Source organism: Halohasta salina, assembly GCF_024178165.1.
Lineage (GTDB): Archaea > Halobacteriota > Halobacteria > Halobacteriales > Haloferacaceae > Halohasta > Halohasta salina.
The window spans coordinates 1-26,395 of sequence record NZ_JAMZIE010000011.1 but is presented as its reverse complement, the minus strand read 5'-3'; the positions used below and the strand labels follow the sequence as shown (position 1 = coordinate 26,395).

Annotated in this window: 20 protein-coding genes and 4 pseudogenes; 12 read left to right on the top strand and 12 right to left on the bottom strand. The window is 54.7% G+C overall.

What is annotated here, in order from left to right; genetic code table 11:
- Positions 1-37 precede the first annotated feature (37 nt).
- The 5 genes and pseudogenes from NKJ34_RS14830 (at position 38) to NKJ34_RS14815 (ending at position 9,578) form a co-directional block, all read left to right on the top strand.
- The gene (locus tag NKJ34_RS14830; RefSeq protein WP_253739090.1) at positions 38-2,209 is read left to right on the top strand and encodes a pentapeptide repeat-containing protein; all 2,172 of its coding nucleotides are present in this window, start codon (positions 38-40) and stop codon (positions 2,207-2,209) included.
- A 61-nt stretch (positions 2,210-2,270) separates the two neighbouring features.
- Positions 2,271-3,227, top strand: coding sequence for a hypothetical protein (locus NKJ34_RS14825; protein ID WP_253739089.1), 957 nt, complete (start codon positions 2,271-2,273; stop codon positions 3,225-3,227).
- Between the two features lie 111 nt (positions 3,228-3,338).
- Positions 3,339-3,770: pseudogene (locus NKJ34_RS16000) on the top strand (zinc ribbon domain-containing protein); the annotation flags it as partial.
- A 65-nt stretch (positions 3,771-3,835) separates the two neighbouring features.
- Positions 3,836-8,743: a S8 family serine peptidase gene (locus tag NKJ34_RS14820; protein WP_253739088.1), complete on the top strand. Its 4,908-nt coding sequence runs from the start codon at positions 3,836-3,838 to the stop codon at positions 8,741-8,743.
- Positions 8,744-8,966: 223 nt separating this feature from the next.
- Positions 8,967-9,578 carry a class I SAM-dependent methyltransferase gene (locus NKJ34_RS14815; protein WP_253739087.1) on the top strand — a complete coding sequence of 204 codons (612 nt, stop codon included), beginning with the start codon at positions 8,967-8,969 and terminating at the stop codon, positions 9,576-9,578.
- Positions 9,579-9,622: 44 nt separating this feature from the next.
- On the opposite strand, the gene NKJ34_RS14810 is transcribed toward NKJ34_RS14815, so the two are convergent.
- Positions 9,623-10,378 (bottom strand): thermonuclease family protein, encoded by a 756-nt coding sequence (locus NKJ34_RS14810; protein ID WP_253739086.1) that lies wholly within the window; start codon positions 10,376-10,378, stop codon positions 9,623-9,625.
- A gap of 1,501 nt (positions 10,379-11,879) precedes the next feature.
- On the opposite strand from NKJ34_RS14810, the gene NKJ34_RS14805 reads away from it, so the two are divergent.
- Positions 11,880-13,076 (top strand): Cdc6/Cdc18 family protein, encoded by a 1,197-nt coding sequence (locus NKJ34_RS14805; RefSeq protein WP_253739085.1) that lies wholly within the window; start codon positions 11,880-11,882, stop codon positions 13,074-13,076.
- 227 nt (positions 13,077-13,303) lie between these two features.
- On the opposite strand, the gene NKJ34_RS14800 is transcribed toward NKJ34_RS14805, so the two are convergent.
- Positions 13,304-13,627: a DUF6788 family protein gene (locus tag NKJ34_RS14800; RefSeq protein WP_253739084.1), complete on the bottom strand. Its 324-nt coding sequence runs from the start codon at positions 13,625-13,627 to the stop codon at positions 13,304-13,306.
- Positions 13,628-13,751: 124 nt separating this feature from the next.
- On the opposite strand from NKJ34_RS14800, the pseudogene NKJ34_RS14795 reads away from it, so the two are divergent.
- Positions 13,752-14,075: pseudogene (locus NKJ34_RS14795) on the top strand (hypothetical protein); the annotation flags it as partial.
- 63 nt (positions 14,076-14,138) lie between these two features.
- On the opposite strand, the pseudogene NKJ34_RS14790 reads toward NKJ34_RS14795, so the two are convergent.
- Together NKJ34_RS14790 and NKJ34_RS14785 are read right to left on the bottom strand one after the other, a co-directional pair.
- Positions 14,139-14,927: pseudogene (locus NKJ34_RS14790) on the bottom strand (RNA-guided endonuclease TnpB family protein); the annotation flags it as partial.
- Positions 14,928-14,949: 22 nt separating this feature from the next.
- Positions 14,950-15,363: a winged helix-turn-helix domain-containing protein gene (locus NKJ34_RS14785; protein ID WP_253739083.1), complete on the bottom strand. Its 414-nt coding sequence runs from the start codon at positions 15,361-15,363 to the stop codon at positions 14,950-14,952.
- A 98-nt stretch (positions 15,364-15,461) separates the two neighbouring features.
- Between NKJ34_RS14785 and NKJ34_RS14780 the strand changes: the two genes are divergently transcribed.
- Positions 15,462-16,082, top strand: a complete 621-nt coding sequence (locus NKJ34_RS14780) for a DUF7509 family protein (protein WP_253739082.1) — start codon at positions 15,462-15,464, stop codon at positions 16,080-16,082.
- 22 nt (positions 16,083-16,104) lie between these two features.
- Here NKJ34_RS14780 and NKJ34_RS14775 read toward each other — a convergent pair whose 3' ends face one another.
- Positions 16,105-16,779, bottom strand: a complete 675-nt coding sequence (locus NKJ34_RS14775) for an IS6 family transposase (RefSeq protein ID WP_253739081.1) — start codon at positions 16,777-16,779, stop codon at positions 16,105-16,107.
- A 920-nt stretch (positions 16,780-17,699) separates the two neighbouring features.
- Between NKJ34_RS14775 and NKJ34_RS14770 the strand changes: the two genes are divergently transcribed.
- On the top strand, positions 17,700-19,052 hold the full coding sequence (locus NKJ34_RS14770) for a helix-turn-helix domain-containing protein (protein WP_253739080.1): 1,353 nt from the start codon (positions 17,700-17,702) through the stop codon (positions 19,050-19,052).
- 289 nt (positions 19,053-19,341) lie between these two features.
- Positions 19,342-19,536 carry a hypothetical protein gene (locus tag NKJ34_RS14765; RefSeq protein ID WP_253739079.1) on the top strand — a complete coding sequence of 65 codons (195 nt, stop codon included), beginning with the start codon at positions 19,342-19,344 and terminating at the stop codon, positions 19,534-19,536.
- Positions 19,537-19,586: 50 nt separating this feature from the next.
- Here NKJ34_RS14765 and NKJ34_RS14760 read toward each other — a convergent pair whose 3' ends face one another.
- The 5 genes from NKJ34_RS14760 to NKJ34_RS14740 all read right to left on the bottom strand — a co-directional run bounded on the left by NKJ34_RS14760 (position 19,587) and on the right by NKJ34_RS14740 (position 22,873).
- The gene (locus NKJ34_RS14760; RefSeq protein WP_253739078.1) at positions 19,587-20,099 is read right to left on the bottom strand and encodes a PIN domain-containing protein; all 513 of its coding nucleotides are present in this window, start codon (positions 20,097-20,099) and stop codon (positions 19,587-19,589) included.
- Entirely contained in the window at positions 20,100-20,390 is a 291-nt protein-coding gene (locus NKJ34_RS14755) for a UPF0175 family protein (protein ID WP_253739077.1), read from the bottom strand.
- A gap of 76 nt (positions 20,391-20,466) precedes the next feature.
- On the bottom strand, positions 20,467-21,039 hold the full coding sequence (locus NKJ34_RS14750) for an ABC transporter permease (protein ID WP_253739076.1): 573 nt from the start codon (positions 21,037-21,039) through the stop codon (positions 20,467-20,469).
- Positions 21,036-22,010 (bottom strand): ABC transporter ATP-binding protein, encoded by a 975-nt coding sequence (locus NKJ34_RS14745; protein WP_253739075.1) that lies wholly within the window; start codon positions 22,008-22,010, stop codon positions 21,036-21,038. Before NKJ34_RS14745 ends, NKJ34_RS14750 begins: the two co-directional genes overlap by 4 nt.
- A gap of 176 nt (positions 22,011-22,186) precedes the next feature.
- Positions 22,187-22,873 (bottom strand): helix-turn-helix domain-containing protein, encoded by a 687-nt coding sequence (locus NKJ34_RS14740; RefSeq protein ID WP_253739074.1) that lies wholly within the window; start codon positions 22,871-22,873, stop codon positions 22,187-22,189.
- Positions 22,874-23,051: 178 nt separating this feature from the next.
- Between NKJ34_RS14740 and NKJ34_RS14735 the strand changes: the two genes are divergently transcribed.
- On the top strand, positions 23,052-23,846 hold the full coding sequence (locus NKJ34_RS14735; protein ID WP_253739073.1) for an alpha/beta fold hydrolase: 795 nt from the start codon (positions 23,052-23,054) through the stop codon (positions 23,844-23,846).
- Between the two features lie 152 nt (positions 23,847-23,998).
- Here NKJ34_RS14735 and NKJ34_RS14730 read toward each other — a convergent pair whose 3' ends face one another.
- Together NKJ34_RS14730 and NKJ34_RS14725 are read right to left on the bottom strand one after the other, a co-directional pair.
- Complete coding sequence (locus NKJ34_RS14730) at positions 23,999-24,781, bottom strand: SDR family oxidoreductase (protein WP_253739072.1); 783 nt, start codon at positions 24,779-24,781, stop codon at positions 23,999-24,001.
- A gap of 197 nt (positions 24,782-24,978) precedes the next feature.
- On the bottom strand, positions 24,979-25,863 hold the full coding sequence (locus tag NKJ34_RS14725; RefSeq protein ID WP_253739071.1) for a helix-turn-helix transcriptional regulator: 885 nt from the start codon (positions 25,861-25,863) through the stop codon (positions 24,979-24,981).
- A 296-nt stretch (positions 25,864-26,159) separates the two neighbouring features.
- On the opposite strand from NKJ34_RS14725, the pseudogene NKJ34_RS14720 reads away from it, so the two are divergent.
- Positions 26,160-26,395, top strand: a pseudogene (locus tag NKJ34_RS14720) (RNA-guided endonuclease TnpB family protein); the annotation flags it as partial.

Here is a 26,395-nt window from a genome sequence, read left to right as displayed (position 1 = left end):
TCATGTCTACCAATCCACCAATCGGGTCGAGATACCCATGACCTGTGCCTACGAGTTCGATCCCGCAGCACACGACTCGACGTCGATCGAACGCCGCTGGTCGTGTCCACACGAGTCACACGCATCGAGTGACTACTGCCCGTTCCACATGGCCCCCGACGAGCGCGAGGCCGCCGACATTTCGGCGGCCGATCTCACCGCGTCTCTCGTCCGGAAACTCAAAGACGACACCGACGCCACGCGGGCGTTTATCGGGGCCCACTTCCCCGAGTTGGATCTCGACTACGTCGACATCGAAAGCGACGACCAACACCCGGTCGACCTCCGGCATACGACGATTCCCGGCGGAATCTCCGTCCTTCACGGGCGGTTCGAAGAACAACTCGACCTGCGGCACAGCACCGTCGGCGGACTGCTGGCCGACAACTGTGATTTCGAAAACGGCGTGCTCTGTACGGACACCCGCTTTACCGACACGGTCGACTGCTTCGAGGCGACGGTTACGGGCGACGACACCGAGTTTACCGAAGCCACCTTCAGCCAGCAAGCGATCTTCGACGAGGTCGTCTTCGACAACGACGTGAGCTTCACCGACGCAGTCTTCGAGGCCGAAGCGAGCTTCGAGGGGACGCAGTTCTATGGCCGATCCAACGAGACTGGTGACAACACGACGTTCTCGGGGGCCGTCTTCGACGGCGATGTTTCGTTTCTGTACGCCACCTTCGAGTACATCGAGTTCAGGGACGTCCGCTTCGACGGCGAGGCCGTCTTCGAGAAGGTCGAAGCCGCAGGGACGGTCGTGTTCACCGGCAGCGAGTTCACCGCGACTGCTGACTTCGACGAGGTCACTTTCGCAGAGGACGTGTTGTTCGACGACACGCGTTTCGCTGAGGGAGCAACCTTCCGCGGTGTCGAGTGTCGCGGCGGGACGGCACTACTCGAAGACGACGTGTCGTTCGCCGCTGCGGAGTTCGGCGATCACGTGACCTTCGAACGGGGACGGTTCGGCTATTCGAACTTCAGCGACGCCGAATTCGTCGACGACGTGGTCTTCGAGCGGTGTGAGTTCACCGACGACGTGACGTTCGAAACCGTCCGTTTCGGTGGGAAAGCCGATTTCGATGAAGTGATCTTCGACGGCGATGCCGTGTTCACGAACGCCGTCTTCGGCGGTCCGACGACCTTCCGTGGTGCGATATTCAACGGTGGAACCAACCATTTAGAAGACGATGCCGTCTTCCGGAACGCGACGTTTGTCGGTGCTGTCGACTTCAGCGATATCGTCTGTACCGCGGCGGACATCACCGAGGTCGCGTTCAAAGAGAGCGCGGACTTTACTGACGCGGAGTTCACCGACTCGCTTCGATTGAAAGCCCAGTCGTTCGGTGATGATACGTATCTCGATTTCACCGAGGCGACCATCGCCGAGGGGCGTGTCGTCCAACCCGAAGACGGCTGGGTTCGGTTCGATCTGACACGGTCGACGGTCGGCGATGTCGAACTGACCGCGGAGAACCCGGCCGACGAACGGGAACTCCTCGACTACGTGCGGTTCTGCGATACGACCTTCGACGAGTTCACCTTCTCGGACCACACCGGTTATCTAGACCGCAACGACTGGAACCTCCACAGCTTCGACGACGGGAGCTGTCCCTACGAGTTTACCGTCGAGATGACACCCGACGTCATCGAAAAGACGTACCTCAAGGCGAAAAACAGCGCCTCGGCTCAGAGCAACGTAAAGGCTGCCGGCGAGTTCCGCGTCAAACGCCAACAGCACGCCCGCCGGAAGTTCTTCGAGATCGCCGCCGATTCGAGCGAAGCTCTGCTGACACGGGGGCGGAATGCGCTCCGAGGCATCGAGAACCTGTTTCTTGGGATCTCCTGTGGCTACGGGTTGCGGCTCTACCGGATCACGACTGTCTTCATCCTGTTTCCGCTGTTTGCCGGCCTCCTGTTTGCGGTCGGCGGCTCGCCGTTCGAAACCGGGGCCGGACAGATCGCCCTCACCGAAATCGCCACGTTCGATGGGCTCCAGACACTCGGGTTGAACCTGTATTTCTCGTATATCACGTTCCTCACGATCGGCTACGGCAACATCGGGCCGATCGGCCCCGCTGCCAGACTCGTCTCCGCGTTCCTCGTCTACATGAACGTGATCCTCGCGGGGCTGTTCCTCTATGCCCTGATCAAACGCAGCGAAATCTAATATCACGATCAAAAACACACCACTCATGACTAAATACACGACTCACAGTTAGTTGATACCAATGAGTTCCCCTTCGACAACCTACTCCGGCGATATTACGCTCAACGGTGACGAACAGCCACCAGTCAAACTCGTCGACCCCGAAAACGTCCACGTCAAGTCCGGGGCCGTCGACGGCGATCTAAAGGTGCTGAACGCCGAATACGTCTACACCAACACGCCGGCCGGCGGGACCGCCGAGATCGGCGACATCGAGACCGAGATCAGCGGCACGATCGAGGACGGCTATCTCGAATCGGGCGGAGTCAGCGGCGACGTCGTCGTTGTCGACGCCGAAGACGTATTTATCGAACACGAAGCGGTCGATGGCGATCTCCAGATCATCGGCGACGAACAGCGGTTCCACGACGAAAGTGACACCGAACCACACCCGCGGAACCAGTACGACGAGAGTATAACCGGCTGGGATCGCGAAGTGAGCGTCACCGAGCCCGACACCGGAGTGTCGGTCACCGGCGGGCGGAACTCGGTTCGGATCGAAAACACCGAAGCGGAGTTCGAACTCTATCTGACCGGGTGGAACAACGACATCCGGGTCGACGGCCACGGCAGCATTCGGCTCCACCTCGTCGGGTCGAACAACACCGTCGAAGTAAGCGCCTACACCGACGTCACCGTCGCTACCGAACCCGGCCACGACAACACGGTGAGTGTCGACGACTTCCCCGTCGAGGACCTCATCAAGACATCACAGAGCGCAGCCTACAGAGAGGCGTTCATGGGCCGGAAGAAGATCACCTACCAGGTCCCGGCGATGGACGAGGACTACTGTCCGGGCTGTGGCGCGACCGCCGACGCGGTCATCGAACGCCACCAAGAGGATGCGTTTTTCCTCTTCGGCTATCCGATTTACCAGTTCGAAGCCGGCAGCGGCTCCTACGAGTGCGAAGAGTGTTCGGCCCACGCACACCCGGATGTTAGACTCTCGGAGTCCGAACGCAAGGATCTGTTCAAGTAAGATTCTCAGGCGACCTGATTGGCGTACTGTTCACTAGTCGGATCTCGGGTAGTAGTTCCGGACTACGTCGACACGGATGTAGAGTTCGAAATTCATTGAAGAGACCGTCGAAACGACTGCTCGCACATCGTGTTCGAAGACTCGATCCAGATTCGGGAGAACATCTCAAGGTCGACGTGGCAACACGTCTGGGCGTTCCGACACCTCTACAAGGATGTCGAATACAGGACAGAGGAGCATGGCGTCGAAGTCGTGTAGGGTGACCCTCGGAATACGTCCAAACGGGTTCGGCGTGTGGGTGTACCGATAGCGACGGTCGGTCTGGTGAAGTGTTCTGTTAAGTGCAGGTATGAGAACCACGCTAACCACGACGCTTCGAAGAACATCGGTTTGCAGAACCGATATCGTCAGTAAAACGCAAACGACGGAAGCGTACCCGCAGATGTGCGCTTGAATCGCGGAATATCAAATGTGAAGCGAGAATATTCGCCTATCGCTTTCAGCAGTGAGAACGTGAGTCCACGCGAAAGCCTCGGGGCTTGACCCCGAGGCAATTTACGGACATAGGTAAGACCCGGATATTTATACTGTCCAGTTCTGCGAACTGTATGAAGGACTGGTTAAGCCACATACTTGTCGTTATTATTGCTATCTTTTTTATAATCGGTAGTGGTGGTTTGGTTGCCGCTACAGAGAGTACAAACACCACTCATGACCAGGAAGATGTTCGAGCCCTCATTCAATTGGCCGAGATCGAATCGTTTGACTCGAAAGAAGACCTGAAACAGCAGACCAAAGAAAGCCAAAGGCCGGTAATTGACTATCTCGAGCCTCTCGATGCGGTGGCTGTCGAACGGCAATTTTGGATCTCTAATAGCATTCTAGTGACTGTCGACACAGATCGTATGCAACCAGACGAGCTCGTAAGCCACTCGCAGATTGTCGCCGTCGAGGTCGATAAGAGAGTCGAGGTTCCTGATCCCTACCCGTCCTATGGGACCGAGAGTATGCCAGACGATCCCGGTACCTATGGTCTCGAACAGACCAACGCGCCGGATGCTTGGGAGACGTTTGATACGCAAGGTGAGGGGGTGACTGTCGGCGTGATCGACACTGGAATCAATCCGAACCACATCTCACTCGAACTGAACAACGGTGACTCTACGAACAACTACAAGGGAGCCTGGCACACCTATTACTACCCGAACGGCTCGTTTACACTCGGAGACACCCGGGAAGGCGTTAATGCCCCAGAACCATTCGACTCAGATGGTCACGGCACGCACGTATCGGGGACTATTGCAGGAGGTAATCAGACGGGCACTGCGATCGGTGTAGCACCCGATGTAAGACTCATTCATTCCACCCCGCTATATGACGGCAGCGGCTACGGATTCGATATCATTGGCTCGATGCAGTGGATGGCCGAACAAGATCCGGATATCGTAAGCATGAGTCTCGGATCGAGTACCCCAACAACATCTGAATTAGAAGAAGTGCAAAATCTACGGACATTGGGAATCACCGTCGTTTCGTCATCTGGTAATTCCGGAGAAGGCCACATCGGTTTTCCTAGCGCGTACGAGCCCGTCATCGGTGTTGGAGCTACGGACAGTTCGAGAAACGTTCCGTCGTTCTCAAGCGGGGGGACGTACAATCTGGACGAATACAACGTCACCAAAGATCAAAACAGTTGGGAAGACCCGCAGGTGAGCCCATATATTGTCGCACCAGGTGACAGCGTCTGGAGTGCCTCCTATTGGGATGAAGATTCGCTAACCCGGAAGTCGGGTACGAGCATGGCTGCCCCTCACGTCAGTGGAATTGTCGCGCTCATGCTGGCTAACAATCCAAGTCTCACCCCCGCTCAAATCGAGTACGTGCTTCGGGAGGGGGCAACCGACGCCGTTGGGGTACCCGATGGTCGGAATACTCGTTCGGGGTACGGGATCGCAAATGCATACAACTCGCTGGCTCTGAGCAATCCCGGTGGGTTCGCCACGGTTAGTTCGGTCGACGCACCGAGTGGTGTCGAGTACGGTGACACACTCGTTGTGACGGCCAACATCTCGAATGTGAATGTTCTCGGTGATGAGGCCACGAGGACGGTCACGACGTCTCTCAACGGCACTGTGATCGGATCCGAAAGTGTTCAAATCCCGTCTGGAGAGACTCAAGAACTCACCTTCGAATACCAGACTACCGAAGCAGACACCGGCGTCAAGAATGTCACCATCGAAACAGGGGATGTCACCTACAACAAGAGCGTCACAATCGCGGGGCCAGCGGAATTCCAGCCAGAGATTAACGGCTCGAATGTCTCTGAGCCTTTCGTTGTCGGCGAAGAAGCGAGCTTCAATGTCACAGTCACGAACGTGGGCGATCTCCGCGATACAGGCAACCTCAGCTTGTATGTGAACGAGAGCCTCGTCGTCACAGGAGACAATAATATCCCAGAACTCGGCCCGAACAACACTACCGACGTCGAGTTCAACTACACGGCGACCGAAGCAGACCTCCCACGGATCAACATTACTGCAGTAACAGATACACAGCAGACTGAATACTGGGCTGATGTCGCCGAACCCGCTTCGTTCGACCCGACGATCAACACTTCGGCTACAGACCCGTTCGTGGTGAACGAGACTGCAACGATCACTGTCGACGTCGAGAACGTCGGAGGCATCAGCGGTCCAGGAAGCGCCGATCTCTATGTCAACGAAACGCTCGTCGAAACTGGAGCAGGGAACATCCCCGAAACGGGCGTGGGCGAACAAGCGACCGTGGCATTCGAATACAACGTCACAGACACCGACTACCCCGAACTGAACGTCACAGTGAAGACCGAAACCGGGGCGTCGACAGAAATGGTCGAGGTCCTCCGGCCCGCAGAGTCCGCAGTCAGTATAACAGCGATCAATTCCCCAGTCGAGTCTGAGCAGATCACTGTCGACTTCCTCGTCGAGAATACAGGCGACCTCCTGCTCGAACAGAACGTGACTACTACCATCGGCGGATTCGCTACGAACAACACGTCCGTCGTGCTTGACGGAGGTAACTCGACGGCGCTGTCGGTTGGATTCCCAACTGACGTGGGCGACTACGGAACCTACACAGCCGAGGTGTCGACTCCGAACAGTACGGCGACTCAGTCTGTTACGGTCCTCCGTCAGGCGACATTCGATATCGAAGTTGCTTCGATCACGTCGCCGGTGAGTGCTGGAGATCCGATTACGGCGACCGTCGACGTCGAAAATATCGGGAACGTCTCTGGGACGCAACCGGTCACGTTCTCGCGAAACGGGTCAGAAGCGCCTCTCGATTCAAACGAGACAACGCTTGATGCGGATGCAAGCACGCAACTGACCTTCGAATACGACACCGACCTCGACGATATCGGCGAGAACACGTTCGTATTCGCGTCGAATCAGACCAGCGCCAATGGAGTAGTCATCGTCGAAGATCCCAACCCAGCCGAGATTACAGCGGTCGAAGCACAACACGACCTTGCCGGGGAAGTAGTCACTGTCAATGGGACTGTCACAGCAGGCAGTCTCCCGGTCGACAGCGTTTCGTTCGCACTGGAAGCCAACTTCACTGCCTATCGCAATAAATCGGCTGTCGAGGCAGATGTGAGCTCTGGTGGAGACTTCTCTACGGACATCCCCGTCGACCACCTCGTTGGCGATGGGCGCTACACGCCGGTCGCGACGGCCGTCGACAACGCGAGCCAAGAAGTCTCACAGAGTGGCTCTCCAATCACGATCGATACGACACCACCCGAGATCCGGCTCGATACTGAAAACCTCACTTCGGGCAGTGGCACGCTCCTCGTCGAAGGATCTGAAACCTTCGAAATTACTGATGTGACCATCGAAGCAGACGATGGTAGCGATAGAAGCCCGGGTACAAAAGCGATCCCGAGTGGACTCCAAGCGAAAGGAGACACAGCCTCTGTGGACTTCAACAGTAGTCAGTCCGCTACACCGGGTGTGAGTATCTTCAATATCACGGTCAAAGCAGTCGACACAACGGGGAATTCTATTAGTGAAAATCTCACTGCGTCGGTCGAAAGCTACGACTTGACCGGTGGACGAGGAACGGTCTCTCCGAGCGCGAACAGCCAAATTAGTGTCATCGCCAACGAGACGGAGGTTGGGTCCACCGCAACTCGAAAAGCGATCGTAAGCAGTGGTCGCACGTCGCCCGCCGGGACTGCATTACAACCGAACCAGATCGGTGGCGGATTCATCAACGTGAACGATATCGGACTCACAGATAGCGAACTCGAAAATGCGAGTATCCACATCCCACTGAGTGAACTCGATCGGGACGTCGTCGAGAAGTTCGACACCGATGAGTTGATGATTATGAAGTCCGACGATGGAAATTCGGACTACTACGAGATTGAAACCGAATACAACAGCACGGCAAACGCACTCGTCGCAACCGTCGATGGATTCAGTCAGTTCGCTGCAGGAGGCGTCGACACGGCAGCTCCCGAAGTCAACTCGGTAAGCGTCACACCCGGTACAGAGATTAAGAGCGATAGCGGGCCAATTAATGTCGTCTTCGAGTACACTGATCAACAGTCGGGAATCAACGTCAGCGAAACGGCAGTCGTTGCAGATGTTGACTCAAACCGCTATACGGCGACGACGACCTCGGCAAAGAGCGAAATCGAAGTGACCGGGTTGTCTGATGGGGAGTCAATCAAGATCGAGCTGACGGTGACCGACAAAGCCGGTAACACTGCTACAGAAACGGTCACGGTAGACGTCGACGATAGCTCTAACTCGAAAAACACAGGAGGAAGCAGTAGCGGTGGCAGTAGTAGCAGCGGTGGCGGAGGCGGTGGCGGTGGAAGTGGTAGTTTTGTCCGATCGGCATTACCCACACCACACCCTGAAGATGTCGTCATGCTCACACTCGCTAAAGGGCGCATCAAGAGCGCCGACGGATACAGCTATGCCCAACCAGGCAGTTTCTTGGATCGACCTGTTATTGAGACAGTCATCTGGGATGATCAGAATACGACCGGTGAAATCGAAGTGAGAGACTACAGCGACATGCCGTCGCGAGCTGGGACACCACCAGGGGAGCTCGTTTCTGCAAACGAGATCATGGTTCCGTACAAACTGCGAGACGAGACTGCAACACTCCGATTCAACCTAAAGAGGGTCGTGAAGCCACAGCGAGACCTCTCAAAGCTGGATCGAGAAACGCTCACGATCTGGCAAGAAGTCGACGGCGAGTGGGAGCCACTCAAAACAGAAGTTGTTAAAGATACGGACGAAGCGTTCGTATTAGAAGCGAGTACAGACCACTTCTCGCATATGGCAGTAACGACTGCAACCGGCATCAATGAAGACGCGACAGAAGATCTGAATGCTGCGGAAGAGGGGGACGAATCAGGAGAGACAGATGATGATACACCAGGATTCGGCTTTGGCCTTGCCATAGTCGCGTTGTTGGCATCGGTTTGGATGGCCCGGTTGAAATCGTCCTCTGTGTGAAGACAGAGCAATCCCGTCGGGAGTGGAGGTGCTACTTGTCTATCGGTCCCCAGCTGTCAATTCAATAATGATCGAGTAGAGTCGTTTTTGAGCGTTTTGCAGCGATGTTCTCGATTCGGCGGCGACGAGGATCCAAGTCGACACAGCGAATGTTCGGCGAAAGGACCTGAACCTATCGGGAGTAGAGTCAACGTTCTTCGTCCTACAGCCCCATATTATAGATGTGCCGCAAGTCCTCTCAGAGACAGACCGGATGAAAGTCGACAACAGTGACGATCGTTCATTCTATCAATCGCCACGATTCGTGACCCACGCAGATGACGCCTTTTGCTCACGGTTAACCGAACTGTACGCATCTGTGATGTCGCCTGGGGACCGAGTCTTCGATGCGATGAGCAGTTGGGTATCGTTTCTGCCACCGCTCTCGTTCGACCATGTCGTGGGCCATGGTCTGAACCAAGCCGAGCTCGAGGCAAACGAGCAGTTGGACGAATTTTTCGTCCAGAATTTCAACACCGAGCAGACGCTTCCGCTTGAGGACAACCAGTTCGATATGGTCTGTTGTGCCCTCTCGGTGCAGTATCTCCAGTATCCGGGAGAAATATTCACTGAATTTGAACGCGTGCTAGCGCCGGGCGGACGGGTGATCGTGAGCTTCACCAATCGAATGTTCCCGACAAAGGCAGTTCGTGCGTGGCGAATGCGATCGATGGACGAGCGTGCCACGCTTGTCGAAGAGTATCTCACTGCCGGCGGCCTCGCCCAGACCGAGTGTGTCGTCGACCAGTCTGGATCAGACCCGTTCTACGCGGTCATCGGTTCACCGATCGATTAAAACGAGACTGAATCACGGTGACAACACACTCACGGTAGATTGAATCACGGTAACGACTCACACGCGATCCCATCGCCGTCTTGATCCAACCGATGCGGATCTCCGGTAGTCTCCTCGTAGACGTGTTGTGCTTGCCCTTGTGTCTCGAACGTCGAACAGTCATAATCGCCATCTGGAGGCGGTGGGGGAACATCGTCGTCGGTCGTCGACACATGGCTTGCTGAGTCAGGTGCGGATTGCTCGTAGCTCCACACCCCTACGTTGTCATCTTGGGCCTGCTGTTCGGTCCCGCGAAACTGCTCACGGAAACTAAACTGACTATCATACGTCCGAGCGTAGCCGTCGGCCAACAGCCGTTCATTGAAATTCTCGCCGTCGACGTAGATGTATACCAACAACCGGCCGAAGTAGCCGCGGCGGTCGGACGCTGGGTCGACCGCGATCTCGACGTGGCGGCCCTCCAATTCAGTGACGGCGAGAGCAGTGGCGCGTTCGCCCCAGTCAAATAAGTGATCACGACCGCCAGTGGTGTCAGGTACCCCTTCGAATTCAGCGGGTGAAACACGAGACAGCGTCGTTTCTGGCGTGTCGACGCCTAGCAGGCGGACGGTGTCATCAGTGCCGTTGGGATACTCGATTGCCATGGTGTCACCGTCGATCACACGAGTGACAGTGACGGTCCGGGTGTCACTGACATCGGTAGCTGGGGATGCAGGATCCAGCGTAGGGCTCCCGCTACAGCCGGCCAGAACCGAGATCACAAGAACACCGACAAGGGCAAACAGACGAACTCGTCCCATACTGCTGGGTGGTGAGTTAGGGGTATGAATCAGCCGGTGATCAGTATCCACGTAGATACACATACCGAGTAGACGCCCCTGATTGCCGCTGTATTGACATCCTCCTCCGCCTGAAGGCGGGAGGAATCCCGAGCGGTGGGAGTTTCAGGTTTTCCAAGCAACTGACTACCAGACCTTTCGGGCACGGGTAGTCCCACAGCATCGGACTAGTGGATTGCTGGCCATGCCAAGTGGCCGTTACCCCTATCCTCGACCGTGTACGGCATCCCGGTGTTGTTTTGACCACGGGGATGCCAGCAGGCGTCGGCAGAGTCGGGGGTATCTTTCTGAGTCGCTGTGAGCAGTCAACACAGACACACGCTTCTAGCATGTGTGTTCACTGACTGCTGTTTCGGATATTGCCTCGTTTCGTGGGTGGACAGGCCACCTCCGAAGGACAGGACGGAATCCGCTCCGTTCCGACCGATTCCTACTCTATAACGTCGCCCCAGAGACACCCCTCAGTGCCGCTGTAAGAGTGACGTCCCCACCGACACCCCTTATTGCCGCTGTAAACTCGATACTGGCTCGGGAGAGATCCATCTCTTGACGGCTGTGCATCAGACACCCCTCGTTGCCGCTGTAAAACAATCTTGTATGGATGATATTGACCGAACATGTAGGAATAGCTGAAGACGAGTTGTCTCGGAATTGCGACATCGCTATTCATGAAAGACTATGCCGTCGCTGCCTCCGTAGAACAGAGACGTCGATCGAGATGAGACGTCGAGCGAGATTTGACCAAGTCTTCGTGAGGAAGCCGTCGTAGTCGATGACAGAGAAATACGCGGGCCAATGAGGATACACGGTCGTAGAGGGGCTCTCGATCAGGTGCCCCGTCAGTACACCACCCACCCCTCAGTGCCGCTGTAACTGAAGTTGAGTGACGGTGGGCTTGACTCAGGAGTGGACACAGAGGTCCCATCGGTTGGACGCTTCCCGCTCAGACGCACACCCCCCACGTTGCCGCTGTAAACTCCACAGGACTCGGGCCAACAGCGGTATACTAGGCCCGATGCTGGAAACCGGAGTTGTGGCTAGTCGTCTCCCAATCTAGTGGTTTTATATATTACTATGTCCTTTGCTACCGTACCACAATTTTGACGTACTGAACAGCCAAACTCGTTTTGGCTGTGAAGACTCGAACACAAGGAGGCGCTACTGTACTACTATGGTGCCCAATCCCGTGAATACAGGCTGTACGGCGCTATCGATAGAGAGTATCCAATGGATAGACTCCCCCATACAGTCGACCGTTACAGCGGCAACGTGGGGGGTGTGTGTAGGTGGCTATAGACCGTTACAGCGGCAACGTCGGGTGATTGGGTCAATCGGTGGTTCCTAGATCAGCGATTTTGAATCTCCTACCGCCCGTTTGTGAGGGGTTGTTAGGTATCGCGAATGTTTTACAGCGGCAATTGGGTGGGATAGATTAATAACCATCTACGAGAATAACCTGCATATGTCCGAGTCGAGTTCCTTTTTTGGCAGTCCCGACCCCATCTTTGCCAACAAGGACCTGCTCCGTGTTCAACACCTTCCGAAGAAAGACCGAATCATCGGTCGCACAGACGAGCTCACCAAACTCGCAAACGCGATCAAAGACGCCACCTACGGTCAGACACCGAATAACGTCTTGATTTACGGGAAGACTGGTACTGGAAAATCACTCTGTACTAAATTCATAACGAACGATTTGATGGAGTCAGCGAAAGAAAACGATGTCTCGGTCGGCGTCGCCTACGTCGACTGTTTTCAGGACTCAACCGAGACACAGGCTGTCCGATCGGTCGCTGATTCACTCAACGTACCTGCTGAGACTGACGTGTCTGTTCCGATGTCCGGGCTGAGTACGTCGAATTACTACCGTCGATTGTGGGACATTCTCGATGCTCAGTACGATGTCGGATTGGTGATTCTCGACGAAATCGACAAACTCGACAACGACAACATCCTCATGCAGCTCTCTAGGGCTACCGAGTCGGGGAAACTCACCGACAGTACTCTTGGCATCATCGGCATCAGCAACAAAATCCGATACAAAGACTCACTGAACGAGCGTGTTCGATCGAGTCTCTCCGAACGGGATCTCGTCTTTGCACCGTACGATGCGAATCAACTTCGCGAGATTTTGCGATCGCGGAGTGATGCCTTCCACGAAGGGGTACTTGATGACGAGGTCATCCCGAAGATCGCAGCTCTCGCTGCGAGAGAACACGGGGATGCCCGGAAGGCGATCGATATTTTGCGGTATGCCGGTGAGGCAGCCTACGAACGAGATAGTGAGGTCGTCTCAGAGGTTCATGTCGACGAAGCCCATGAACGAGAGGAACGAAACCGTCTCTCGGAGTTGATCTCGAAATTGCCGACCCACTCAAAACACCTGTTGAAGGCTCTGGCGTTGCAGGTCCAACAACACGACGAGGACGATCCAGAAATCCCCACCGAGGACATCTACTCACTCTATGAGATCATGTGCGATCAAGAGAATACCAGTCCACTCAAAAATCGCCGCGTCCGAGATCTGTTGTCTGAACTCGAGTTCCTATCGGTGATTAACCAACAGCACAAAGGGAGAGGCCGTGGGAGAGGTGCTCACACGGTAAACCAACTCGTGGATGACGCAGAACTGGTTATCAAAGCCTGTAACTCGGCTTGACCGAACTCTTACAGCGGCAACGTGGGGTGTCGATTCAGGTATTCTAGCGTTTTATTGTCGACGATTGTTAGATTTGGCGTAGAAAATAGAGCTTCTGCCAGATTGTCTTAACCAACATTGCGGTTCAATTGTGGCTATGAGTTGGTTAAGATACAGTGCCTCGACACGACTGACCGCACTGATACTACAGAGCAAATATTTGTGTTGGCTTTGTTTCGTCGAGGATTTCATTCATCTGAATTGACCGGTCCTTTGTACTTTGATTTGACTCGGTCTCCTTCTCGCCACTGCCAGTAGTAGTAGCGGTTGCTGTTGATTTCCTTGATTGTGATTGTCGCCTTCGATGGGACATCATTTGGGAGATCGTCTGGTCGTTCTTCGACCTCGCTTTGGTTGGCTTTCTCGTCGAGACGTGCTTCGCGCTCGCGGTATTCAGCTAACTCCTCGGCGTAGCTAGCAACGTTTCGAAGGAGGTCAGGTGAGTAGTCGTCGAGCGTGTCGACGACGCTATCGGGGAGATCTGTTGGTGGGTTCGGTGGCTCATAGGACATAGCTCCGTCCGTGTTAACCAACAGTATCCTCAAAATCATAGCTTTGTTGGTTAAGCAGATGTCGTTACATCGCACCGGCCAACTCTGCTCAAACGACCCCCCTTCTTGCCGCTGTATTCGTGGTACCCACCTCCGACGCATCTTCAACAACACTGAGAACCGGTTCGATTTCCGGGATCTGATCGACGATAACACGGCCTTTCTGTTCGACCTCGGTGATCTCCGCGGGGAGGCTACCCGCATCATGACGGGTGTGATTCTGACAAACCTCGATGATGCACTCAAAGAACGCAAACGCGACCTCGCACAGTACGCAGACGACTATGTTGTGAACCTGATCGTCGACGAGGCCGCATCGGTTGTGGTCTCGGGTATCATGAACGATCTCCTCGAAAAGGGTCGGGGTTTCCGCCTCTCGGTGGGCTTGTCGATGCAGTTTCCCGAACAGGCGACATCCTCCCCGGCGTGAACGCCGGGGCTTCCCCTACGAGGTGAATCCGGTAGGCAGGTTTCAGTCCGAATATGCTGTGAGCGTCATCTGTGAGGATTTCTCGCTCGTCTCACGCTGGACTGTGGCGGTGTCACAACCGCTCCCATCCTGAAGCGTGTCATTGTGTCCGGGTTCCCAACGGACGCTCTCACCCCACGGGTTGACGCGACCAGCGATGTTTACCGCCGCGTTGATATCTGCTTGGAACTCTGATACGTGGCAGTCGTCGTGTGGACACACGAACTCCGCTTGCTGATCTCGTCGACCGAGGCGACCGCAGGCGTGACAGGTTTGGGATGTGTACGCCGCATTGACGTACTCTACTCGAACCCCCGCTTCGGTGGCTTTGTCTTCAATTCGACCCTGTAGCCGAGCGAAGGCCCATGCGTGGAGTCGACGGTTCATCCACTTTCCGTAATCCAATCGTTCACGGATGTACGAGAGGTCTTCCAGTACGATCACTGGGTTGTCGAATTCTCGGGCGTACTCGATAGCCTGCCGAGACGCCTTTTCGACAATATCTGTGAGTGCGTCCTGATAGTGATCGAATCGCTCGTCGATCCGCCACTCGGCGGCATCCCGTTTCTGTAGCCGTCGGAGAGTCGTGAACATCTCTTTGCGGAGGTGTCGCGCTCGACTGCCACTGACGAGCATCAGCTTCCGTGGCACGTCGCGTTTGAGGGCACAGCCCGTAATCAACGCACTCTCACCTACGTCGAAGCCGATGTACGTCTCATTGTATTCGTCCGAGTTGGTCGGTTCGTCGACCAAGTATTCGACGGTGACGTGCAACTCCCACGACGTTCGGTGTCCACAGACATACTAATCTGAGTTAACTACTGGTCGAACTATCGTATATTTTTTTGAATTCCTGCTCGCCGCGGATTAACTCATCAACGCCCTCAGAGAGTGTTACTTCTCCGAATACAGTGGCTTGGTAATACGTGTATAGTCCATCTTGGCCTTTATCAGTTCGCTGGCGCTTTTCGACGAGGCCTACGTCGACGAGCTTGTTGAGATGATAGTGTAGCGTGCTGTCGTCGATACTGATCGCTTCTTCGAGTTCTTTCGGACTCATCTCTCCACTGTGGACGAGTCGATATAGGATCTCGTACCGGGTCCGATGGCCGACAGCAGCATGCATTGCTAAGTACTCCTCAAGAGTGAGGATACTATCGTCTGGCAAGAGGTCCTCGGGGCTCTCTGGGAACTCACCACCGCCCATTTGGACATCGTCCGTCGACATGATATGCTGAGATACGAGCGAGAGACTCTTAGCTTTTCTCAAGCCAACTATTCCCAAAAACACAATTCTTTAAATAGGCTGGGTAGGTACAGATGCGTATGTCAGTAGAGATCACACGCGATCTGATCGTCGACCGCTTGGGTCAGGTGACCTACGATCGATTTCTATTCTATTTGATGGGGCCATACAAATCGTTCAATCTCAACTACGTACTCAGTGAGGAGGAGCGCGATGAGATCGACATCGAAGACCTTCCAGGACCGTTGCGTCGCCTGTTTCAGAATAAGGATGATATCGATTCCGCACAGGCTCTCTTGAGGCGAATTCAGGGTCTGCTCCGAGTGAGACCCGGCATTAATGCGTTCTTGGCGCTCGATATTGATGTCGATACTGACGATGTCGACGCAGCAACACAGAGCATCGAATATACGAGGTGTAGTAATGCGACTGCGTTCGTGTTACCGTTTCTCGGGCACAACTTTGGCGTTGGTGAAGAAGCAGGAAGTATTCTCGAAGCACTGTCTGAGACCCATGGCGACCGATTGGTATTCGTTCACGAGGACAACGTCACAAGCGCGATGATCCGTTCAGCACGAGTACGGTGGGATCTGCGGGTCGAAACCTACGAAACAGAGGCGGAACTCGTTGATAAACTCCGATTCTTCGCTGGCGGTGTCATGCAACGGGAACGTCGAGGTGAACTCGATCGATTAGATTGATTCTAAAGATGTTAGGCACTGTCTAGATAACCTCCTCAACTGGCGTTCGTCCATCGAGAGCTTGATGCGGTCGGTGAAAGTTGTAGTATTGAACAAACTGTATCAACCACTCACGGACGGCTGACCGACTGCCCACCCACGAATTATGGAAGCGGTCAACCCTCATTTTGAGTGTGTGAAACCATTTTTCGATGGGGTTTCGCTCAACGTAGTCAAGCCGACCGCTCAGTCCTAATCGGGCAAGGGCAGTCTGGTAGCCGTAGCCATCGACGAGAAATATGGTCTCGGAGAGATCGTGTTTCTCGGTCAGTCGATGGAGAAACGCTGCAGCTGGATCGGTGCCATGTCGTCCGAACAACTCGACATCGAGAATCAATTTTGTCTCGATGTCTATTGCAGCATACAACCAAGACCACTCGCCATTGATTTTGACAGCGGTTTCGTCAACCGCAACCCGCTTCGGCTTCGCCTCAGGCGGGTTGTGACCGCTGTCAGCTAGCTGATGTACCCACTGCCAAACGACTTGGTGAGAGCGTTGAATGCCCAATAGACGAAGAATCCCTTTTGTTTCTCTCAGTGAACAGCCGGTCGCGTGGAGCTGGACGGCGAACACCCTGGCGGGTGTCGCCGTCCGCTCACGCTCCCAACATTCTTGATAATCCGCCGCCAACGACTCGCTGAGCAGGTCTGCGAGCATTCTGACCAATTAACTCAACGACCTGCTCACTTCTCAAACTGGCTTAACTAGACAGTACCGTCATACCATTCATATCGAAAAACCAAGTTGCTAAAACGACGTCTGAGCAAACAACCGGTCTCGACTGCTCACAGCTAAGCGCTAATACAGTCTCAAAAATATGGTCGAATATCCTCGTGGAGAACCACAGGAGGTGTGTGCGATCTGTGATGAGCCATTCAAATGGAAGGATCCCGACTTCGCTTCGAGGTATACCAATCTCGTCTGTGAAGATTGCGAGATGCGAGCGGTAGCTGAAAAGGGCAATGAACCGGGATCGTACCCGCCTACGGCGAGCATCGGCCATTACCCCAACCCAGTCTTTATAAACGGCCAGAAATGCTGGCGACGATACAAATTTGGCGGCTACATCACACGTCGTGACGAATACGACTGTGACTCGGAGGTGGAGTTCATTGATAAACATATGTCGGATTCTTAGCTCCACCTATAGAAGTGAGGGACCGCGAAATATTCGTCGTCGGTTGGAGCTATCTTAACCAACAGAGGGCGTATTTAATTCTAAACTGTTGGTTAACATGTCGCGCTCTTATGTAGAGCTGTAGAATACTCCTATAGCAAGACAATCCTCGTTGAGTGCAAGCACACCGATTCAGTCGGCAGACACGTCGTCTAGAAGCTCCACTCGGCAATTGCGACATTCGAAGTCGATCACTCTTACCTCACGATCCACTGTCGCCAAGATAGGGGAACACCCTACTCAAGAAGCGATCTGTGATTAGGTCTGGTGGCCGATTAGCCACGGGGCTGCACGAAGACTGCCAAATGATTCGTTTTCGGACGAAACTAGTGGTACCCAAATACTGACCTTCAGGAAAATAGTCAACAACGTCTATTCGTGTACACACCTAGAGTAGACGATGGATCGTTCGGGCCACATCGATACGCAAGAGGTTTTCAGGGTCTTCGATACGGTGGGTGATCCTACAGAGCCTCTTTCTACCGAAGAAGTCGCCAGTGCTGTGGGATGTGAGTTATTTGTAGCGTTGGCCACATTGGATTCACTGGGCAGTCAAGACCTGTTGAAGACCAAACTGATTGGTGACCACACACGGGTTTGGTGGCGACCACTGAAAGTGGGTGATCTGGCTCATCGACGTACTGAATCCGACAGCACTCGTGGCATCGTTCGTGTCCCAGGCGAAGATACACTCATCGAGCAGATCTTGGAGGCCAGCCCCGTGAGTATCGTCGTTGTCGACCCCTCTGGGAAAATCGAATTTGCGAACGGACGTGCTGAGGAGATGTTAGGCCTCGAGCGCAGTGAGATCACGAGCCGAACCTACAGCCAACCCGAGTGGAACATCTATCATGAAGATGGAACGCCAGTCCCTGTCGACGAACACCCAATCACACGTATATTAAAAACGAAACAGGCTGTGTATGGATTCGAACACGGGATCGAACTCCCAGATGGGACCGAACGATGGTTGTCGAGTAACTCAGCACCTGTACTCAATGCGACTGGGGATGTCGACTACATCATTGTGGGCATTGAAGATGCGACAGCGCTGAAAGATCGCGAAGACAAGTTGACGAGCGAAGAGACACGACTGATCGAACTCTCTTCAAAACAGCTGTTCGAGCCATTTGTGGCCGCTACTGATGCAGAATTCCAGATTGATTTCGATGAGGTTGTGAGGCTTCCTGATGGGACTGCACTTGAATATCTCACCGCAACTGGCATTCCAATAAAAACACTGCGTGAAGTCTTCGCACAGGATTCTACTGTCTTGGATACGAACCTACTCCAGTCGACTGATGAGAGCTGTCGATTAGAAGTCCATGTAGGGACCTTGTGTGTTCCATTAGTCTTTGAGGATCTCGGAGGACAGGCGATTTCTCTCATGAAAACCCAATCCGATGGTTCAGCGGCGCTTACTGGAAAACTACCGGGAGATATCGACCTACGAACTGCACTCAGAGAGCTTCGATGTGTGTATTCAGATTTTGAATTAGTGTCGCACGAACTCAACTACTCGCCACGGCTCTTGTATACTATCGTGCAAGATGCTCTGACCGAAAAGCAGCTCGCAGCCGTACAGATAGCCTACTATAGCGGCTACTTTGAGACACCACGAACAAGTTCCGGCGACGAGTTAGCAGATCGCTTGGGAATCACACGACAAACATACAATCGTCACCTCCGCAAAGCGGAACAAGCGGTCTTCGAACAGTTATTCGAAGCATCGGGAAAAGCACACACTGACTAGTCAGCTTCGCTCTTTATATTCTCCGCAGTCTTGGTTTCAAATGTGGATTCAGTTCCACTCTGTCTGCTGTGTGGGGGAATGCAGCAGTCGTATTGAAGCCGGGCTGACTGATATCCAGCAATAGGCCCTTCTGGGGGGAATGGCCGTCTTGCTGTATCAGTATCTGTTTGGGACTACTGGCAGAGACACCGAAGATAGGCTTTGGCCGGCTGCTACGTCAACTAGGCTTGCTGATTTGGCCTCGTAGAGAGAATGTTACCTCAATTGATAAATTAAAACCGCCTCAGAAATGAACGAGTCGACTCCTGAGGTGGATGTGATCCACGTCGTTGAGAGCCCCGATGATCCCGCGACCGAGCTGGAACCCGACGACAAGGGATGGAGTGACATCGGACAGTGGCAGTCGACACGTCGAAACTGTATGATTGCAAAGGCCGTTATTTACTTCGACGAAGCACACCGGCTGGCCGAGGTCGACGTGTGATAGATGACTGGGACCGAGTTGCTCACATTGCTACTGAACTAGCCTTCGGATCACTCCGAAAATGAGTCGAGTTTCTGTATGACTTTCGCATACATGCTGGGTGAGCAGTACCACCCCTGTTCGACCATTTCGTCGATCACCGTTCGTGCTTTCTCAATACCGATCACGTTCTGGCTAGCAAGGTACAATACAAGATACGCAGTGCCTCGTGTCGTGATTCCCTCAGTTGATGCGACGTCGCGCCCATATGTCTCGTCCATCATAGCCACACCGTCGTGAGCGGACGCACAGGCAAGGACAGCAACATCAGCGTCGCTTAGCTTGGGGTTGCGTTGTACTCGCGCAAAGAACTCATCGTCGTCTACTGAAATTACACTGAAGACATCATCCTCAACGCCCCGTTCGATACGTCGAGCATCTGGGTAGCCTTGTTCGATACCTGTGTCGACAACTTCGGTATAGACTCGCTGTGGGATGACACACGACTCGTCGAGGTGTGAGATCAGCGTGAGTTGGTCGACTTTCGCGAGATAGATGAGTGGCGTTGCATCGAAGACCCACATTCAGAGTGCCTCAAGATCGTCATCGAGGTGGTCGTCATCTACCCATGTGATATCGTGTTCTTCGGCCAACTGAGCAAAATCCCAGACGGACATGTCTGCGAGTTCAGCTGCCTTGCTGAACGTCACTTTCCCATCCGACAGCTGTTCGAGTGCCCGTTGTCGACGCCAGTCTTTGAGACTCTCTGAGAGTAGTTTCCGAACTGCCGTGGATCGATCAAGGTTCTCATCTTCAAGATAGGTCTCAAGTTCTGTCTCTAATTCATCCGGCACCCGTGCGGAAATCGTCCCCATGGTGTTTGCTATGTTTGCATTGTATACAAACGCTTCGGTGGGGAGACTCCAGAATAGAGCAGGATGAAAGAATCAATCACGCCATGAACACACTGCCAACGATCAGGGTGATAACGAATATCCCCAGAACACCGAAGACCCCTGTCTGGAGATGGCCGGCGACGGATGTGCCCGATTTGAAACCCAACAGGAGATACCCGAGGCCGAGGATGATCCCCGTTTGGACGGTGATCCGGACGAGTTCGGACAGTACCTTCCCGACGAACAGGGCGCTCCGATTCATCGGGGAGATGAGTGTCTTGTCGAACATCCCCGTCTCCATATCGTCGACCAGGCCGATGCCGGAGACGGCCGCAGCAGCCAACGCCGACTGAATGATGATCGCCGGGGTGAGATAAGTCACATACGAGACGCCACCGTCGACCGACTGAGCTAGGGCTCCACCAGCGACAGCACCGAGGACCTCCGCCAAGAGGACGAAGAAGATGATCGGCTGGACAAGCGAGGTGAACGTCACATACGGATTGCGGGGACTCTTGAGGAGCCACCGCTTGAAACTGATCCATGCGTCTGTCGGCGATCCGTTGCCGGATGCTCTCGTGGCCGACTCACCATCGATGGGACCGTGCTCGTCAGTAACGCCGCTCATTGAGCCACCTCGGAGCTTGTTGATTCAGCCGTCTCACGCTGCTCGTCGACAGCGTCGTCGCCGGTCACAGTAAGGAAGACGTCATCCAGTGTCGGTGATCGAATCTCGAAATCGTCGACCGCGGTGTCTGCGGCGGCCAACTCGGTGAAGAGGTCACTGGTGGCCGCACGAGCGTTGTCGGCGTCGATGACGAGGCCGTCTGCGGTGGTCTCGATCCTCGCCGCGTCGAGTGCGTTGAGACGACGAACCGCTTCCAGCGCACGGCGTTGGGTCTCGTCGGTCGGCTTATCTAGCGAGAGTGTGACCGTCTCGGTCCCGACGGCTGATTTGAGTGCCGCAGGTGTGCCGGTATGAGTGATCTGACCGTCCTGCAGGATGGCCAGCCGATCACACAACTCGTTTGCTTCTTCGAGATACTGCGTCGTGAGAAACACCGTCGTTCCCTGCTCGTTGATCTTCTCGAAGTAGTTCCAGACTCGAAGTCGTGCTTCGGGATCCAGACCGGTCGTCGGCTCGTCGAGGAAGACGACAGGTGGACGATGGACGAGGACAGTTGCGGTGTCGAGACGTTTCTGCATCCCGCCGGAGAACGTTTCTGCTCGCTTGTCTGCGACGTCCTGTAGGTCGACGAGATCAAGCAGTTCCTCGATCCGCTCTTCGCGCTGGGCTTTCGGAACACCGTATATCCGGCAGGCTACCCGTAAGTTCTCACGGGGTGTGAGTTCGAAGTCGATACTCGTCTCTTGGGCCATGTAGCCGATAGATTCGCGCACGGCCTGTGGATCGGTTTTCGTATCGTAGCCGTTGATGTGGACTGCTCCCTGTGTCGGATACAGCAGCGTGACCAGGGTCTTGATCGTAGTCGTCTTGCCAGCCCCGTTTGGGCCGAGGAACCCGAAGAACTCGCCTTCTTTGACGTCGAGAGAGACGCCTTGGACGGCTTCGGTTCCATCCTCATACGTTACATGCACACCGTCTGCGTCGATAGCAGTCCGACGCTTCGAGGTGGGTTCGTCCGCCTCGGACTATTGTCGTGGCTGTTGTAATGACATCGGCGATCGGGAAATCAGGACGGACTCGGGTAGGGAATTCTCGAATCTGTGGGGGCTTTTAAATACCCGTCCCGTGGCAGCCCCAACCGTCCTACTCAGTTGGGAAGTGGCGGCCACGTCGTCGCGACGGTCTCTTCGATGAGTTGGGTTTGTGCTCGGCGCAGTCGTTCGGAGACGGAGGACGGAGAGATATCCAGTTCCGTGGCGATGTCTTCTAGTGACGCCCGCCGTGGGATGTCGAAATAGCCCAACTCGTAGGCGATTCGAAGCGCCTCGTGTTGACGATCAGTAAGTCCATTACCTGCCGGTTCGGACTCCCCGTCTTGGGTCAGCCGATGCAACCGGAAGCCGGCGTTTTGCCGCCAAAAGGAGGAAAACGCACCGAACGCGTCCCGGTCGGCGAACCAGCCGGTCTGTCGCCATCCGTCCCGTAGCACCGCGATCCGCTCGATGATCGCGTCGACCGTCGCGAGGGCTTCGAGGCCTTCTATATCGTCGAGATGCTCTCCGAGTTGCTCCTCCAGACTCAGCGCTGGGTGTATCTGGTATCGACGGGTTTCTCCAGCCTGCCCGACGAGTGTCCACGCTGCAACATCGTATGCATTCGTGAAGGCGTTCTCGACTGCCTCCCGAGAGCCGTCTTGAACGGTGACGAGGAACACGGGTCGGTTTCCATGGTTGTACTGCAGTTCGAGTGTTATCGTCGCTTCAGGGACGCTTGCTGCCACTCCAACAAGTGGGAGAGCCTCGCAGTCGATATCGAACTCAGCATGAAGCCCCATATCCCACCGTATTGACCGTTTGCAAAGGGAGTGTCGGTCATTCTGACAAGCGATCTATCTCACTCGCACAGCGAGTCCACCAGTCGAGCCCGGAGCGGCGTATCTCTGTATAGCTAATTTAAACGGCCGAATCACTGAGAGAACGTCTTAGCCAACTCGCTCTCGAAGCCAGAGGTGCATGCAGTCGACTCAATTCGAAGACGAGACCAAACTCACGTATGAACGCCACGGCACCGGGCAACCGATAATCATGCTCCACGGAGGAATGGCTCCGCGGGAGTACTGGACTCCGGTCGTCCCCCACTTCGAAGACTATGCCGCAGTGGTTCCCCAGCGACCTGGATTCGGCACCTGCCTCGATGACCTGACCGAGACGATAGCCGACGAGGTGCTGGCTCGGGAAGTGGCCTACGTGCGGAGACTCGCCGATACCGTCGACGGCGATCCGATCTTGCTCGGCCATTCGTTCGGTGCACTCACAGCAATCGAGGCCGCGAGGGATGCAGCCGTCGAGGCAGCCATTGCATACGAGCCAGCAGTGCTCCCCGAAGCCTTCCGCACGGAGGCGGATCTCTCGGATCGTATGGCACGGCTCATCGATGACGGAGAGCCCGAAGCGGCGGTCAAACTGTACATCGAGCAGGTTCTCCATCCCGATGGCGTCGACGACTTCGATGCGTGGTTGGCAGAATGGCCGGTCTGGCCTCGCTGTGTAGAACTCGCCGACGAGGTCGTCCGGATGAATCGGGCCGTCGAGCAGTACCAGCTTCCATCCACGCTCGATGTCGATGTTCCCGTGCTGGTTCTGAGCGGCACCGACGGCCCGGATTTCCTTCGTGAAAGCGCTCGCGCTGTCCACGATGCGCTCCCACAGAGTCGTTTTGTGGAGTTCGACAGTGTCAGCCATAGTGGCCCTGCCGAAGCACCAGAACTGGTTTCAGCAGCAGTCGACACGTTCATGCGCAATGTCTGATCCACCGTCTACGTCGCCGGCTCTGTCGACGTTTCCAACGGTTTTTAGATTGTAGCGTGACCGAGACAGAGTTCGAGTCTTGCGCCTGCGTCTGCAACCGTTCCGAGGTGCAGCAGGAATCAGCTGCTGAATACAAACCGTAGGTATCTCTGTTAGGTATGGCCGAGCCCCCCGTCGACTGAGACCGACTCACCGTTGACGTAGGAACTCAGGTCACTGGCGAGAAACAGTGCCACATCGGCGATCTCTTCGGGTTCGCCGAATCGGCCGGCGGGTGTCGCACCCAGCATCGCCTTTTCGAGCTGCTTGCCAGCTTCGCCTTCTCCCATCCCACCCTGAGCTAACATTTGCGTTTCGGTGAAACTTGGTTTGATGGCGTTGACGCGGACCCCATGCCCACCGAAAACATCAGCCAGCGCGTAGGTCAGTGATTTCACGGCCCCTTTCGAAGCAGTATAAATCGTCTGATAAGACGCCCCTTGATCTGCCGCGAGGCTTGCCATATTAATGATCGTCCCTCCCTCATCGTTTTCGATCAGTCGTTGGCCAGCGACCTGCGCCCCTAAAAAGACGCCTTTGACATTGATATCGATGAGCTGATCGAATTCCTCTTCTGTAACTTCGAAAAATGGGGTCTCATTGTGGATGCCTGCATTGTTGACCATGATATCGAGGCCACCGAGATCTTCGGCAGCGTCGACGGCGGCTTCCAGGTCTGCTCGCTCTGTCACATCACACTCGACGTAGACCGCCGTTTGGTCGGTCTCGGTCGTGATCTGCTCGTGTGTCGGCTCGCCACCTTCTCGTGGCGTCTCGCGGACATCAGCAACGACGATATCGGCACCGTGATCGGCAAACGTCAACGCGATCATACGGCCGATGCCGCTTGCTCCCCCCGTCACGATAGCCGTCTCGTTTGCGAGTAGTTGACTCATTGGTCTCCCTCAATTGCTTGTGGATTGGTGTCGGTCATTTGAGACACAGTAACATGGATCGAATCGTAGACATTTAAACATCATAGTTTTGCAAGAAATAAGATTCAAGCTATGCAATTACAGTGAACACCGTTAGGAATCGTCCACGCACGGGCCACTGGTCAGACATGCGTGGAATCTGATATTAGCACGGGTTTTCAGATTGACTCTCCCGACAAATGTCGCTCCCATAGTTCGGGGAATTCGCGTTTGAGGTACGGACCGAGTGGGTCCGAGTCCGCCCAGAGCGTCTCAAAGAGGTCGCGTCCCCACTGTATTGCTGCCTCAGTCTCGGAAACAAATAGGGCAGTGGTATCAGCGATCGATCCACGTTCTAATGAGTCAGTCACCTCTGGCTCGTCATATCGACCTTTTGTGCCCTCGCTCACAGTCGGCAGTTCGAATTTTAGTTTGTTGTCAGTGACAACTGACGCAAACTGGCAGTCTGTCAGCCGGATACTTGCTGGATCTAAGTTGTTCAGCTCCTCACGGTGACCGTCCTCGTACCGCTGGAAGCTGACATCAATCACGTCTCGAGTTACCAACAAACGTGTGTCTGGGGTCGTCGGAATAGCCTCCTGATGGCGTCGTGAGTAGTACGGCGTTGTGAGCTCACAGGAGTCGGCTGATTGGAGTATACTGATAGCCACATCTTCGGACCGGTTCGGATATTGTGGCGTATCGCGGATGATCTCATACTCGCCGATCTCTGGGAGCCGCTGACGGAACCGCGCTGGAATAACGGTCGTCCGGTGGTTCTTCCAGAACGTCGGATTCATTTCGAGAAACGCTTCCGAAGATTGCCATGCCGAGACGCTGTCTGCGACAAGAGCGCCATGGGCCGTGAGTTCCCAACCATCCTCGTTCTGGGTTACCAGCCCACGATCTCTGAGCGTCCCGAGCGCGTCGTAGATCGCGGAGTCGCTCGCAGTAATTTCCGACAGCAGCACGTCGGTCGATGTCAGACTCTCCGCTACCTTGAGCACGATCTCTGTCCGCACAGAGGATGTGATGACGAACTCGTTTGGAGACTGCGACGGCATTTATTAGCATTCCCGTCGGCCTCATACTTAATTTGTCAGATTCCACCACAAACGGGATAGTGAACCACTGGGTAACCGTTCACCCGGTGATTCATCAACCTTCCACGCGATACTGTGGGATTTATGTCGCTGTTTTCGATGTTATGGGAGAAACAAGGCTAAAACCTCGCCCTTCAGGGCGGGGATACAGCCGACTGACCTCTCACTAACCACGTTCGATGGTATTGCTGGATATTCCACGTTCAGTCATTGGTTTTAATATATAATCTTCCATAACTTGTTATGAACACAGGACGATGTTGGAGACTACCCGCACCTATCGGGCAAAAATCGTCAACCACCAGCAGGTGTGCGACGACCTCGATCAGTGTGGGCTCTCCGCGTCGAAGCTGTGGAATGTCGCCCGATACTACTCTCAAGGCCGGTGGGACGAAGACGGGGAAATTCCCGACGACAGCGAACTCAAATCAGAATTGAAAGACCACGAACGCTACAGTGACCTTCATTCTCAGTCAAGTCAGCGAGTTCTTGA

Bases quoted from the DNA above. Each gene is read 5' to 3' on its own strand.
- NKJ34_RS14830 (WP_253739090.1), top strand. From the start codon at position 38: ATGACCTGTGCCTACGAGTTCGATCCCGCAGCACACGACTCGACGTCG.
- NKJ34_RS14825 (WP_253739089.1), top strand. From the start codon at position 2,271: ATGAGTTCCCCTTCGACAACCTACTCCGGCGATATTACGCTCAACGGT.
- NKJ34_RS14820 (WP_253739088.1), top strand. From the start codon at position 3,836: ATGAAGGACTGGTTAAGCCACATACTTGTCGTTATTATTGCTATCTTT.
- NKJ34_RS14810 (WP_253739086.1), bottom strand. From the start codon at position 10,378: ATGGGACGAGTTCGTCTGTTTGCCCTTGTCGGTGTTCTTGTGATCTCG.
- NKJ34_RS14805 (WP_253739085.1), top strand. From the start codon at position 11,880: ATGTCCGAGTCGAGTTCCTTTTTTGGCAGTCCCGACCCCATCTTTGCC.
- NKJ34_RS14800 (WP_253739084.1), bottom strand. From the start codon at position 13,627: ATGTCCTATGAGCCACCGAACCCACCAACAGATCTCCCCGATAGCGTC.
- NKJ34_RS14785 (WP_253739083.1), bottom strand. From the start codon at position 15,363: ATGTCGACGGACGATGTCCAAATGGGCGGTGGTGAGTTCCCAGAGAGC.
- NKJ34_RS14780 (WP_253739082.1), top strand. From the start codon at position 15,462: ATGTCAGTAGAGATCACACGCGATCTGATCGTCGACCGCTTGGGTCAG.
- NKJ34_RS14775 (WP_253739081.1), bottom strand. From the start codon at position 16,779: ATGCTCGCAGACCTGCTCAGCGAGTCGTTGGCGGCGGATTATCAAGAA.
- NKJ34_RS14770 (WP_253739080.1), top strand. From the start codon at position 17,700: ATGGATCGTTCGGGCCACATCGATACGCAAGAGGTTTTCAGGGTCTTC.
- NKJ34_RS14765 (WP_253739079.1), top strand. From the start codon at position 19,342: ATGAACGAGTCGACTCCTGAGGTGGATGTGATCCACGTCGTTGAGAGC.
- NKJ34_RS14760 (WP_253739078.1), bottom strand. From the start codon at position 20,099: ATGTGGGTCTTCGATGCAACGCCACTCATCTATCTCGCGAAAGTCGAC.
- NKJ34_RS14755 (WP_253739077.1), bottom strand. From the start codon at position 20,390: ATGGGGACGATTTCCGCACGGGTGCCGGATGAATTAGAGACAGAACTT.
- NKJ34_RS14750 (WP_253739076.1), bottom strand. From the start codon at position 21,039: ATGAGCGGCGTTACTGACGAGCACGGTCCCATCGATGGTGAGTCGGCC.
- NKJ34_RS14740 (WP_253739074.1), bottom strand. From the start codon at position 22,873: ATGGGGCTTCATGCTGAGTTCGATATCGACTGCGAGGCTCTCCCACTT.
- NKJ34_RS14735 (WP_253739073.1), top strand. From the start codon at position 23,052: ATGCAGTCGACTCAATTCGAAGACGAGACCAAACTCACGTATGAACGC.
- NKJ34_RS14730 (WP_253739072.1), bottom strand. From the start codon at position 24,781: ATGAGTCAACTACTCGCAAACGAGACGGCTATCGTGACGGGGGGAGCA.
- NKJ34_RS14725 (WP_253739071.1), bottom strand. From the start codon at position 25,863: ATGCCGTCGCAGTCTCCAAACGAGTTCGTCATCACATCCTCTGTGCGG.